Source organism: Marinobacter sp., from assembly GCF_052091845.1.
Classification (GTDB): Bacteria; Pseudomonadota; Gammaproteobacteria; order Pseudomonadales; family Oleiphilaceae; genus Marinobacter.
The window spans coordinates 1-12,159 of the sequence record NZ_JBQDCO010000070.1 but is presented as its reverse complement, the minus strand read 5'-3'; the positions used below and the strand labels follow the sequence as shown (position 1 = coordinate 12,159).

Genomic DNA, 12,159 nt, shown 5'->3' with positions numbered 1-12,159 from the left:
AGCACGCTGGTGGCATCTGCCAGGCCATGAGGGTCCAGGCAGCAGGATTGCGACTCTTTGCCCAGATTCTGTGCAATGGAGTATTCCTTGCCCGTTTCCAGATCCTGCAACGCCATGGGTGTTCGCCGCAGCCCTTGCGCATTTAGCGCCATGGCCAGCCCTGCCACCCGGTCACCACGGCGGTTCAGCTTTGCGGCCATATCGTGCAGCAACTTATCCACGGGCTGCTCGTCGCTGTCGTAAATAATGGCTGCAAGATTCAAGTCTGTGCTCATACAAACTCCTGGCGGCATAAACCGATCTATATACAACTAAGCAAAAAGGGGTACAGATTGCTCTGCACCCCTTTTGCATTCTCTGTGTTATCTGAACTGCAAGTGTACCTGGCTTCCGCCAGCGCCTATTGCGCCAGATCAGAAAACCGGCCACACCGGCTTACAGCAACAGGGTTCGGATGTCCCCCATAAGCTGACTGAGCCGGGAGGTAAACCTGGCTGCATCGGCGCCATTCACCGCCCGGTGGTCGTAGGACAACGACAGTGGCAGCATCAGCCTGGGCTGGAAGTCACTGCCGTCCCAAACCGGCTTCATCGCCGCCTTGGACACCCCGAGAATGGCCACTTCCGGCGTGTTCACAATCGGCGTAAACGCCGTGCCGCCGATACCACCCAAGCTGGTGATGGTAAAGCAGGCACCCTGCATCTCTGCCGGCTTCAACTGCTTGTCCCTGGCCTTTTGGGCAAGCTCGGCGCTTTCTGCCGCCAACTCCCAAAGGCCCTTCTGATCCACATCGCGAATCACAGGAACCATCAACCCGTTGGGTGTGTCCACGGCAATACCAATGTGAATATACTGCTTGCGAACCACCTCTTTGCGCTCCATGTCCAGGGACACGTTAAACTGCGGCAGCTCCGCCAGAGCCGTAGCACAGGCCTTCAGAATGAAGGGCAGCGGCGTCATCTTCACACCTTTTTTCTCACCGGCGGCTTTCTGGGATTTACGGAAAACCTCCATGTCGGTGATGTCTGCATCTTCAAACTGGGTTACGTGGGGCACGTTCAGCCAACTGCGCTGCATGTTGGTGGCGGTAACCGCCATCATCCGCGACATGGCTTCGCGCTCAACGTTACCAAACTGGCTGAAGTCAGGCAGTTTCACACCTGGAATGCCAGAGCCGGTGCCCACGGAGCCACCCTGCTGCGATTGCTGCAACTGACTCTTCACATAGGTTTGCACATCGTCTTTCAGAATCCGGCTTTTAGGGCCAGACCCTTTGATGCGGGTCATGTCGGCGCCCAGCTCCCGGGCCAGCTTGCGCACAGCCGGGCCGGCGTGAACCTTGGCGCCTGGCGATGGCGGCTCGTAGGTTGAACCCTGTGGTTGTGTCGCCGGCTCTTCCTGTGGCGCAGCATCAGCTTTCGACTCTGGCTTGGCTTGCTCGCCAGAATCAGCAGGCGGTTCACCCTGGTCTTCGTCTTCATCACCACCGTCTTCGACAACGGTGAGCTCAAGAAGCTTGTCGCCTTCAGACAATTTGTCGCCTTCAGACACCAGAATCTTCGCGACCTTACCGCCATAGGGCGATGGAATTTCCATGGTCGCTTTATCAGATTCAACCGTTACCAGGGCATCGTCCGCCTCTATGGTGTCGCCCTCGGACACGTTGATCTCGATGACCGGCACGTTTTCCATGCCATCCAGGGGTGGGACGAGCACCGTTTCCTTGCGAGAGCCGCCAGATTTTTTCTTTGGCGCAGGCTTGCTGTCTTCTGCTTTTGATTCAGCTTTTGGCGCGTCTTCCGCTTTTTCTTCAGGCTCATTTTCTAAGCCGTCAGAATCTCCGGAACTGTCCGATTCGTCGGCTTCGCCACTGGCCTCCATCATGCCTACAACGTCGCCCTCTTTCACCTTGTCGCCCACCTTCACGGTGAGCTTAGTGATCTTACCGGCGCCGGGGGATGGCAACTCTACAGAGGCTTTGTCGGTCTCAATCGTCAAGATCGGATCTTCTTCTTCAACCGAATCACCCGCGCTGACCAGAAGCTCGATAATCTCAACTTCATCCGCCCCGCCAAGATCGGGAACTTTTATTTCCTGTTCACTCATGACGGTCTCCTTAGCAGTGCGCCGGGTTCGTTTTGTTGCGATCGATTCCGTACTTGCGCATGGCTTCCAAGACCGTCTCTTCCTTGATCTCGCCATCTTTGGCCAGAGCAGAAAGAGCCGTTACTGTCACATGGTACCGGTCTATTTCAAAGAAACTGCGCAGCTTCTCCCGGGTATCGCTACGGCCAAAGCCATCGGTTCCCAGTGTCATGAAGGTTTTGGGGATGAACCCTCGCAATTGCTCGGAGTGCAGCTTGATGTAATCAGTGGAAGACACCACCGGGCCGGTCTGCTTTTCCAGGCACTGGGTTACGTAGGCCTTACGAGCCTTGTCGTCCGGGTGCATGAGATTCCAGCGCTCAACATGCTGGCCATCGCGGGCCAGTTCGTTATAGCTGGTTACACTCCACACATCCGAGGCAACACCCCAATCGTCTTTCAGCATTTGGGCCGCGGCACGAACTTCGTTCATGATCGCGCCGGCACTGAGCAGTTGTACCCGCTGCTTTTTCTTGCCGCCCTTCACTTCTACAGACTCAAACTTGTACATACCCTTGATGATCCCGTCTTCACATCCTTTGGGCATCGCAGGCTGTTCGTAGTTCTCATTTTCCATGGTGATGTAGTAGAAAACGTTTTTGTTCTCCTCAAACATCTCCTTCAAACCATGGTGAATAACCACGGCCATTTCATACCCGTAAGACGGGTCATAAGCTTTACAGTTGGGAATGGTGTTAGCCAGAATGTGGCTGTGGCCATCCTGGTGCTGCAAGCCTTCGCCATTTAGCGTTGTGCGGCCCGCAGTACCACCAATCAGAAAGCCTCGCGCCTGCATATCGCCGGATGCCCAGGCCAGATCGCCGACGCGCTGGAAACCGAACATGGAATAGAAGGCATAGAACGGAATCAGCGGAAAGTTGTTGGTGCTGTAAGAGGTTGCAGCCGCCATCCACGCGGCCATGGCACCACCCTCATTAATACCTTCCTGCAGAATCTGGCCTTTTTTGTCCTCCCGGTAATACATGATCTGGTTACGATCCTGAGGCACATACTTCTGGCCCTCAGCGGTATAGATACCGAGCTGGCGGAACATGCCTTCCATACCAAAGGTACGGGCTTCGTCAGGTACGATCGGCACAATACGCTTGCCAATACGCTTGTCTTTAACCAGCGCACTCAGCAGTCGGACAAACGCCATGGTTGTGGAGATTTCCCGACCATTCGACCCTTCCAGAACCTGCTTGAAAATATCCAGTTCGGGGATCTTCAGCGGCTGGCTCTCTTTACGCCGGCGCGGGTAGAAACCGCCCAACTCCTGGCGGCGCTTGTTCATATAAACCAGCTCCGGGCTGTCTGGCGCCGGGCGGTAATAAGGAACTTCCTCCAGATCTTCGTCCTTCAACGGGATCGCAAAACGATCACGGAAGCCCTTCAGAATGTCCATATCCAGTTTTTTCAGGGAGTGCGCCGTATTCTGGGATTCACCCGCTGAGCCAAAACCATAGCCTTTAATAGTATGGGCCAGAATCACTGTGGGCTTACCATTGGCCTCTGTGGCTGCCTTCTTATACGCAGCATAAACCTTGTAAGGGTCGTGCCCGCCACGGTTGAGCTTGTTGATGTCTTCATCGGACCAGTCTTCAACCAGCTTGGCCATCTCGGGGTATTTGCCGAAGAAATGCTTGCGGGTGTGTGCCGGCCCATTATGGGTGTAGTTCTGCAAGTCACCATCGCAGATTTCATCCATGGCTCGCTGCATTACGCTGTTGTTATCCTGATCGAACAGGGTGTCCCACACCCGGCCCCAAACCACTTTGATAACGTTCCAGCCAGCGCCACGGAACGCGCCTTCCAACTCCTGGATAATTTTGCCGTTACCACGCACCGGGCCGTCCAGGCGCTGCAGGTTGCAGTTCACTACAAACACCAGGTTGTCGAGGTTTTCACGCCCGGCTTTAGAGATGCACCCAAGCGTTTCAGGCTCGTCGGTTTCGCCATCGCCTACAAAGCACCAAACTTTGCGATCGCCCATCTCAATAAGTTCGCGGCCATCCAGGTACTTCATTACGTGGGCCTGATAAATAGCCTGGATTGGCCCAAGCCCCATAGACACCGTGGGGAACTGCCAGTAATCCGGCATCAACCACGGGTGCGGATAAGAAGACAGACCATCGCCATCGACTTCTTCACGGTATTTATCTAGCTGCTCTTCGGTAAAGCGGCCCTCCAGAAAGGAGCGTGCATAGTTACCCGGCGCTGCGTGCCCCTGAAAATACACCAGGTCCGACTCGCGCTTATCGTCGCCACCGTGGAAAAAGTAGTTAAAGCCCACATCGTAAAGAGTAGCAGCGGAAGAGAAAGTAGAAATGTGACCACCCAGATCACCCGGGCGCTTACCGGCCCGAACAACCATGGCCATGGCGTTCCAACGAATCAGCGAACGAATCCGGCGCTCCATAAATAAATCACCCGGCATGCGGGCTTCCTGGGCTGCGGGAATCGTGTTCCGGAACGGCGTAGTAATAGAATATGGCAGTTCGGTGCCATCCCGGCTGGCGCGCTCAGAAAGCCGCTCCAGAATGTACTTTACCCGGTCAATACCTTCGTTCTCTATTAATGATTCAAGCGCGTCAAGCCATTCGCTCGTTTCAATGGGATCATCATCGTGGTGCATTAAACCTCCCCCTCACATCAAAAGATCAGCAGGTGCCAGAACTGGCATCTACCTAGCATAGAACAGCTTTTGTATTTTTACCGTTCAGTCGCGCCGAACAATCCAACTCCGGCCAAGCCCGAACATACTGCTCAGCTGAATAAATTTTTGTAGTATTTTTACTACGGATTCCCCAAAAAAAGGGACCGAAACTGATCATCAGTGGAAAACTCTAACAATAATTTATATTGGTTACGTAATAATGCCTTTTTTTTGTGCATCAAACAACCAGGCTCAGACTATCGTCGTAGTCATTAGCGCGCGTTTTTTTCATTATCGTGCTAAACGAAATGAACGCTAAACCCTCAAACCCAGCCTTCAAATTAATCTTTAAATTTCAGTTACTTGAAAAATCATCATCATGAATTTGATATTTTTCTTACGACTTTTTGATTAGTCCTGAAACTAAACAGCTATTTATGTATACTCGCCTGCCCATTTTTTGACCACCGGAGCGGCGCTTATTTTGCCCTTCTGTGGTTCCACACACTTAACCAGCGAGGGCGAATTATGAATTCAATCGTCACCTTTCCTAACCGGATTCCTACCACAGAATTCGAAGAGCGGCGCTTCAAGGTTTATACCGACCGCCAGCTAGACAAGATTGAAATCATTCAGAGCCTCCCCGAAGAGACACTGTTTGAAATGAAGGTAGTAGCCAGCGTGCTGCCCTTCAGGGTAAACGAGTATGTAATCAACGAACTGATCAACTGGGACAAAGTACCCAACGACCCCATCTATCAGCTGGTTTTCCCACAAAAAGGCATGCTGACAGACGAGCACTTTGACCGCATGGCCGAGATGCACCGCAATGGTGCCGAGAAAAAAGAGATTCAGGCGGTCGCCAAGGAGATCCGCGACGACCTGAACCCTCACCCAGCCGGCCAGATGGAAATGAACATGCCGGAGCTGGAAGGCGAGGTGCTGGACGGCGTGCAACACAAGTACCGCGAAACCGTGCTGTTCTTCCCGGCCCAGGGGCAAACCTGCCACTCTTATTGCACCTTCTGTTTCCGCTGGGCGCAGTTTGTCGGCGATAAAGACCTGAAGATGTCGAGCACCGAAGCTGAAAAGCTGCACGGCTACCTTCAGGAGCACACTGAAGTAACCGACCTGCTGGTTACCGGCGGCGACCCCATGGTGATGAAAACCAAAAGCCTGGTTCAGTATCTTGAGCCTTTGTTACAGCCAGAGTTTGATCACCTCCAGACCATCCGCATCGGCACCAAGGCTTTAACCTTCTGGCCATACCGCTTTGTAACCGACAAGGATGCTGATGATCTGATTGACCTGTTCGCCAAGCTGGTAGATGCCGGCAAGCACGTGGCCATCATGGCCCACTATAACCACTGGCAAGAAATTACTACCGACATAGCTGAAGAAGCCATTCGCCGTATTCGCTCGACCGGTGCTGAAATTCGCGCGCAAGGCCCGTTGATCAAGCATGTGAACGATAACGCCGACGACTGGGCCAGGCTGTGGAAGAAAGAGGTGCAACTGGGCATCATCCCCTACTACATGTTTGTAGAGCGGGACACCGGCGCCAAGAACTACTTTGAAGTGCCATTGGCAGACGCCTTCCACATATACCGCGAAGCCATGAAAAAAGTCAGCGGCCTGGCCCGCACCGCCCGCGGCCCCAGCATGAGTGCCGGCCCGGGTAAGGTGGAAATCCAGGGCATTGCCGAGATTCACGGTGAGAAGGTGTTCGTATTGCGCTTCCTGCAAGGCCGCAACCCGGACTGGGTTCAGCGCCCGTTCTTTGCCAAGTACAGCGAAACAGCCACCTGGCTGCATGAGCTGGAGCCGGCGTTTGGTGAGGAGAAGTTCTTCTTTGAGGATGAGTTTGAGGCGATGAAGTTGGGGAATGGCTAACAATTATTGCCCGGCAATTAGCCGACAAGGGCCAGGTGAAGAAATTCACCTGGCTTTTTTATTGGCCGGTTTAACTGCCTGGCTCTCTGACAATCGCCCTTTATTTATATTGACTTTCCGAACCTCATAAAAACTGCAAGATGATATTTAACAATAGTTTGCAGCGCTGAAGTTGTCCCAAAGGCACCAACCGTCTAAGTTGCATAAAGCTCTAATATACATGCAGGAGCTACAGGATTGCTGCTCAGGGACGGCGATTTTTCGTGCTATCCGCTGCTCAACACTTCTTCATTTTTCGGCACTCGTGTAGGCCTTCTCCAGTTCTTGGCCTGGGTACTCAGGCGTTCTGGCTAGCTTGTGCTGCTTCAAATAATTAACGATAACGGAAACAGTGATGCTTAAGAAAAACACCTGGGTGCATGCCCTAATAATTGCCGGCATGGCAACTGGATTGACTGCTTGCGGTGGCAGCGATGATGGCAGCAGTGGCATCCCCTCGCCTGACAGCTACACAGCGGGGACGTTCAAGGATGCCGCCATTGACGGGGTGGCGTACCCGAATCATCTGCCAAGCTATGGATTGGGTTATGCCTCTGGCGAAAACGGCGCTGAATGTTATGGCCAAACACACTACTTTGAGACTGAAGACGGCAGAGTGCGGGTTTACGGCTCCACCGCTTTCAGCGAAACCGACTTCCGTGTTGTGTCGACCATGATTCATTCCCGACTTGACTTGATAATGGGAAAGTTTGGCATGAGCTGGAATGAATTTGTCGATCAGCGGCCCGTTTTCAACCGCAACCACTTGGAAATGATTGTTAACGAGTACAATGGGTCCACCGGGCATGTTGATGCCAGCGTGGCAGTCCAGAATTGGAGTGTGTGGGACGGTGCAACTCTCGAGGAGAAGCTGGCATTTGCAAAGAATTATTACATCCAACACACCACCCACAGCGACCTCGAGCTGCCTCTGATGAATGATATCCTGCTTCCACGGGATGCTCTGGTTGTTTGCCTGAGTCCTGGGATGAGAGGCGCGCAGTTTGGTGAAGGCTCGCAATTTGGCATCCAGGTTCCTCCGGAAGTGTCGACTTACCACAGCAAAGTGGGAGAGATTTTCGCCCACGAGATTGTCCACTTCGTTCAGTCCAATATCGCAGACGTTGGCCAGCGTAATCCATTTGCCGTAATGCCTCGCTGGTTTACCGAGGGACAGGCCGTGTATTTGGCCGGGCAATCGCGGGCATCAGTGAATCATCACCACCAAATCAATGCCGCCGACATAACAAACTGGCATGCAGAGCAAATTTCTAATGAAGATACCGGACTTCTCTACAAACATTACGGCCTAGCCTATCAATACGTTCACGAAAACAATGGCACTGCGGCCATATTAAATATGATGCAGTCGATGAAAACGAATACCGACGCGCCCCAGGTGTGGCAGCGCTACAAGCCCTTCGATAACGAGAATCCTGCAGCAAATGACAAAGACCCGGGGCTTGCATTCGGCCGGGCGTTCGCTGAGCACATCGATGATCACACAGGTGCCGACTTAGAGTTTGAGCGTTATAGAACGGACTACCACACCCTGATGAATGGCTGGGCTTCCCAGCCCTAAAATTCTTTCCCACCCCATACACCAATTGGGTGATGCCGGCTCTGCCAGGTTTTTCTAAATTCTGATTGGAGGAAATTAACAAAAATCAGAAACGAGGAATCACCAAATGATCCGGCAACATTCCCTTCGTCTATGGTTGTTGCTCTGCACCATCACAGCATCGCTCATTATCAGCGGCTGTGGTGGTGGCAGTTCGGGCTCGGCTTCAGGCGAACCTGTTACTCTCTGCACCAACTCACAACCACACCAACTGCACAACCGCCATATTCATCACACTGACAAGCAGCAGGAAGCTCAAATACGTCATCACCAGGTAGCGGAAATAATTACGTGCATTGTGTTTTATCAGCCCTGACTCTTCTTGATGCGCACGGTGAGCCGCCGCTATTTTGGCAAAGAGCGTGAGCTCAAAATGCATCAGCAGCAAGGATATAAGCACCAGAATACACCCCAGCAAAGGCGCAATCAGTATCCAGTTCTGCAGGACCTGGGTCACTTCTGGCTTCAGGTAGGGCACTGAGCCCAGCAACACAATCGCAATGGTAATTTGAAATAGTTTTTTCCAGATATGGTCGTGGCGATATTTGTATTCATCCCACAACAACTCGTACGGATCGCCAGGAGGGTGCATGGTCGTTTTCCTTTGCTGTGCGCAGGCGCGCCCTTGCGCTTTAGTAATTTCAACACACTTTTCACAAAGCCATTCATACTACTAGCCCATCCAAATTGCACCAAACGGCGTAAAGACTATCATTAATAAAAACCGTGCCTAACCCACCCTGCGGGAGCGAAGCATGCAAGCATCTGAAAAATCGTGGTTCACCCGAAAGGCCTGGATCGCGCTGCCTGTGATTCTGATTCTCGTACTTGCCCGCTGTAGCAGCGACAGTGGTGACGCTGACCAAACCACCAACTCGCAAAAACAAGTCGACACCCAAACCAGCGATGAGCCCAAAACCCTGGCTGCATCAGAGACAACAGATAAACCAGCCGGCAATAAAAGCTTTTCGGTCAGCGACATCAAGGCCGCCATGCGCGAGCACATCAGCCGGCGCACGGCACTCGGCAATCCCGGTGTTTTCGAAATCACCGATCCCCGTACCAGCCAGAACCTGGAACTGCGTTTTCAGATCATTCACGACCCGGTTCGCGTGATAGACGGTCAGTTCTACTTTGCCTGCACCAATTTCGCCGCCATCAACGACCCGGATAAAACCTACGATCTCGATTTCTGGTTGCAGGAACTGGACGGTGAGTTGGTGGTTTACGAGGAAAACGTACACAAGCTGCCTATACGCTCCAATAACCAGTGGGCGCAGCAGCCTCGCTATAACTTTGTGAACGACCGGATCAACCTTCTCCGATAGGCAGGCTGACAGCTATGGACGACGCAAAGCTCATTATTTTTCTGCTCGGTTTTGCGCTGCTTTATGGCGTGGAAACGGTTTATTCAAACCGCCCCTGGCAGGAGGCTCGCAGTAAGCGCCTGAAAACTCACGCGTCCATGGCCATCTTCAACACAGTGATTCTGAAGCTGGTCATACTCGCACCGTTCCTGTTCTGGACCGAGTATGTGCTGGAGCAAGGCTGGGGGTTGGCGCCGATGCTTAGTTACAGCGGGCTGGGTGGAATCATAGCCACTATTATTGTGCTGGACATGCTGGATTACTGGTGGCACAGATTTAATCATCGCGTAGGTACGCTCTGGCGCTTCCACAAGGTGCACCATGTGGATACGCACGTTGATATCACCACAGCCTTGAGATTTCATCCGGGCGAGCTATTCATTTCATTCTTCGTGAAACTCAGCTGGATTGCGCTTTGGGGGCCCTCCATTGCGGGTTTTGTGGCCTTCGAAATAGCTGTAAGCCTTGCCAGCCAGTTCCATCACTCCAACATCGATCTGCCAGAGCGCTGGGAGCGCAGATTAAGACGCTTCATTGTAACGCCACGGTTCCATACCAGCCACCATACGGTTTCCCGCCGCACCGGGGATGCAAACTTTGCTACTATTTTTATAGTCTGGGATCGCCTTTTTGGCACCTACGCCGAGCCAGACCAGCAGGAAATGACCCACCTGGGGCTTTCGGAAGGTCGGGATGATTATTTGTCGTTCAGTACCTGGCTAACCGAGCCATTCCGATCACGGAATCAAGCACCAGATAATCCACCCTAGAGTATTGCCCGTATAATCGAACGCAATAACAACAAGTATTACCGACAACCAAAGGAGAAGTTCAATGAAAACGCTCCAATCTTTTATGTATCTGATGTTTCTGCTCGCCTCTCTCTCACTCGGTGGCCTTGCCGTCGCTCAGGACGAGCACGGTGGTGAAGCTGTTGAGGACAGCAGTGGAGATGAGCACGCCGGCGATGAAGTGGATACGGATGAGGAATCAGACGAAGAAGATGAACACGACGAACACGCGGGAGAAGAAGCCTGATACCCACTCATAAATCCGGCAAAGGGGCAGTCTATCCCGGTCGCTTTGCTCTCAATCCGCTGGACTGCCAAATGCAGCCCAGCGGACATTTAGTGGCTTTTTTCAGGACACTACATTCAAAGCCATCATCAATGCATTAACGTATAAAGCCTGCGCCGATAAGCCCGCACATCCGGATTGCTGTTCCCCAGCTTTTCAAACAGCTCCACCAAAGTGGTCTTAGCCACTTCGTCTTTGTATTTGCTATCTACCTGCATCAGTTGAATCAGCAATTCCATAGCTTCCGCGTTTTTATCCTGCAAAACGTTGTGCAGCGCCAGCAGATGCAAGGCGTTTGGGTCTTTTGGATCTTGCTCCAGCGCCATTTCCAGATCCTTCACAGGCGGCAGCTCAGCAGACTGCTTCAAAAACTTGATTCTCGCGGCCAACTGCTTCGCCTGGCGCTGTAGTTTTTCCTCCGGCGGCAAGCTTTCAAAAACCTGTTCGGCGGTTTCCAGGTCACCGGTTTCGGCTTTCAGCTGAGCCAGGTCAATCAGCACGGTCAGGTTTTCCGGGTCTTTCTGGTTCATATCAGAAAGAATGTCCATCGCGCCGTTGATATCGCCCTCGTTCCAGATGCGATGGGCTTTCTCGTAAGGGTCTTCTTCCGGCAGCTCTATATACTTCTCCAGCACCTTGCGGATTTCGCTCTCTGGCAAGGCGGAGTTAAAGCCATCCACTGCCTGGCCATCCTTTACCAGAATAACCGTAGGCAGGCTGCGAACACCCAAGCTACCGGTGAGCTGCTCCTGCTCATCGGCATTCACTTTGGCAAGCCTGAATGCGCCCTGGTATTCATCTACAAGCTTTTCTAACAAGGGCATAAGCTGTTTGCACGGCGCGCACCATTCGGCCCAAACGTCCACAAGTACAGGCACAGTGGAAGAAGCTTCCATCACTTCCTGCTGGAAGTTATCCATGGTGGCTTCAAATATATGGGGAGAGCTGCTCATGTTAGGCACCTGAAAAGTTCATTAATGTTCTTTATTGATTAAGGCCTAGATGGGGGCCCGACACCGGATTTCAAGAGCGCAGAAACTGCGCATAAATACAGTCAAGCTTGAAAATATGACTTTAGGCTCTAGTTAGTAGGAAGACACTCCTCTGATCAGGAAGCAGATACGGTATGAATCACGACGACCACTCGCTGGAAGAATTCGAGGAAGATCCAACTAATTACATTGGCGAGAATAAGCAAAGTAAGGATCTTGCCCTGCCCCAACAATCTCTCCCCAAACAAATGTATGTGCTGCCGGTATCAAATCGACCCTTTTTCCCCGCGCAGGTACAGCCAGTTATGGTTAACCCGTGGATTCAAGCAATAACCGCAGCACCGCTCATTTATAGTGCCCCGGAATATT

At 52.4% G+C, this 12,159-nt stretch carries 11 protein-coding genes; 6 read left to right on the top strand and 5 right to left on the bottom strand.

Annotation, left to right across the window (positions count from 1 at the left end; all coding sequences use genetic code 11):
• From ACTHYN_RS15485 to aceE, 3 genes are all read right to left on the bottom strand, one after another.
• Positions 1–275, bottom strand: a 275-nt coding sequence (locus ACTHYN_RS15485; RefSeq protein WP_441813314.1) for a DUF2478 domain-containing protein, incomplete at its 3' end; no start/stop codon positions are given.
• 160 nt (positions 276–435) lie between these two features.
• The gene (aceF, locus tag ACTHYN_RS15480) at positions 436–2,106 is read right to left on the bottom strand and encodes a dihydrolipoyllysine-residue acetyltransferase (protein ID WP_441813313.1); all 1,671 of its coding nucleotides are present in this window, start codon (positions 2,104–2,106) and stop codon (positions 436–438) included.
• A 10-nt stretch (positions 2,107–2,116) separates the two neighbouring features.
• Positions 2,117–4,780 carry a pyruvate dehydrogenase (acetyl-transferring), homodimeric type gene (gene aceE / locus ACTHYN_RS15475; protein ID WP_441813312.1) on the bottom strand — a complete coding sequence of 888 codons (2,664 nt, stop codon included), beginning with the start codon at positions 4,778–4,780 and terminating at the stop codon, positions 2,117–2,119.
• A 549-nt stretch (positions 4,781–5,329) separates the two neighbouring features.
• Here aceE and ACTHYN_RS15470 point away from each other — a divergent pair.
• Both ACTHYN_RS15470 and ACTHYN_RS15465 read left to right on the top strand, forming a co-directional pair.
• The gene (locus ACTHYN_RS15470) at positions 5,330–6,694 is read left to right on the top strand and encodes a KamA family radical SAM protein (protein ID WP_441813311.1); all 1,365 of its coding nucleotides are present in this window, start codon (positions 5,330–5,332) and stop codon (positions 6,692–6,694) included.
• A 394-nt stretch (positions 6,695–7,088) separates the two neighbouring features.
• Entirely contained in the window at positions 7,089–8,315 is a 1,227-nt protein-coding gene (locus ACTHYN_RS15465; protein ID WP_441813310.1) for a hypothetical protein, read from the top strand.
• 235 nt (positions 8,316–8,550) lie between these two features.
• Here the strand turns inward: ACTHYN_RS15465 and ACTHYN_RS15460 are convergent, their stop codons facing one another.
• Positions 8,551–8,946: a hypothetical protein gene (locus tag ACTHYN_RS15460; RefSeq protein ID WP_441813309.1), complete on the bottom strand. Its 396-nt coding sequence runs from the start codon at positions 8,944–8,946 to the stop codon at positions 8,551–8,553.
• Between the two features lie 163 nt (positions 8,947–9,109).
• Here ACTHYN_RS15460 and ACTHYN_RS15455 point away from each other — a divergent pair, with 163 nt between their 5' ends.
• From ACTHYN_RS15455 to ACTHYN_RS15445, 3 genes are all read left to right on the top strand, one after another.
• Positions 9,110–9,682 carry a hypothetical protein gene (locus ACTHYN_RS15455; RefSeq protein ID WP_441813308.1) on the top strand — a complete coding sequence of 191 codons (573 nt, stop codon included), beginning with the start codon at positions 9,110–9,112 and terminating at the stop codon, positions 9,680–9,682.
• 14 nt (positions 9,683–9,696) lie between these two features.
• A complete protein-coding gene (locus ACTHYN_RS15450; protein WP_441813307.1) occupies positions 9,697–10,491 on the top strand; it encodes a sterol desaturase family protein in 795 nt (264 codons plus the stop codon).
• A gap of 64 nt (positions 10,492–10,555) precedes the next feature.
• Positions 10,556–10,759 (top strand): hypothetical protein, encoded by a 204-nt coding sequence (locus ACTHYN_RS15445; RefSeq protein ID WP_441813306.1) that lies wholly within the window; start codon positions 10,556–10,558, stop codon positions 10,757–10,759.
• Positions 10,760–10,887: 128 nt separating this feature from the next.
• Here ACTHYN_RS15445 and ACTHYN_RS15440 read toward each other — a convergent pair whose 3' ends face one another.
• A complete protein-coding gene (locus ACTHYN_RS15440; RefSeq protein WP_441813305.1) occupies positions 10,888–11,751 on the bottom strand; it encodes a tetratricopeptide repeat protein in 864 nt (287 codons plus the stop codon).
• A 173-nt stretch (positions 11,752–11,924) separates the two neighbouring features.
• Between ACTHYN_RS15440 and ACTHYN_RS15435 the strand changes: the two genes are divergently transcribed.
• The coding region (locus ACTHYN_RS15435; RefSeq protein ID WP_441813304.1) for a hypothetical protein at positions 11,925–12,159 on the top strand (235 nt) is incomplete at its 3' end.

What these genes read in the sequence shown, in the direction of transcription:
- ACTHYN_RS15470 (WP_441813311.1), top strand. Translation starts at nt 5,330, where the DNA reads ATGAATTCAATCGTCACCTTTCCTAACCGGATTCCTACCACAGAATTC.
- aceE (WP_441813312.1), bottom strand. Translation starts at nt 4,780, where the DNA reads ATGCACCACGATGATGATCCCATTGAAACGAGCGAATGGCTTGACGCG.
- ACTHYN_RS15445 (WP_441813306.1), top strand. Translation starts at nt 10,556, where the DNA reads ATGAAAACGCTCCAATCTTTTATGTATCTGATGTTTCTGCTCGCCTCT.
- ACTHYN_RS15440 (WP_441813305.1), bottom strand. Translation starts at nt 11,751, where the DNA reads ATGAGCAGCTCTCCCCATATATTTGAAGCCACCATGGATAACTTCCAG.
- aceF (WP_441813313.1), bottom strand. Translation starts at nt 2,106, where the DNA reads ATGAGTGAACAGGAAATAAAAGTTCCCGATCTTGGCGGGGCGGATGAA.
- ACTHYN_RS15460 (WP_441813309.1), bottom strand. Translation starts at nt 8,946, where the DNA reads ATGCACCCTCCTGGCGATCCGTACGAGTTGTTGTGGGATGAATACAAA.
- ACTHYN_RS15450 (WP_441813307.1), top strand. Translation starts at nt 9,697, where the DNA reads ATGGACGACGCAAAGCTCATTATTTTTCTGCTCGGTTTTGCGCTGCTT.
- ACTHYN_RS15455 (WP_441813308.1), top strand. Translation starts at nt 9,110, where the DNA reads ATGCAAGCATCTGAAAAATCGTGGTTCACCCGAAAGGCCTGGATCGCG.
- ACTHYN_RS15465 (WP_441813310.1), top strand. Translation starts at nt 7,089, where the DNA reads ATGCTTAAGAAAAACACCTGGGTGCATGCCCTAATAATTGCCGGCATG.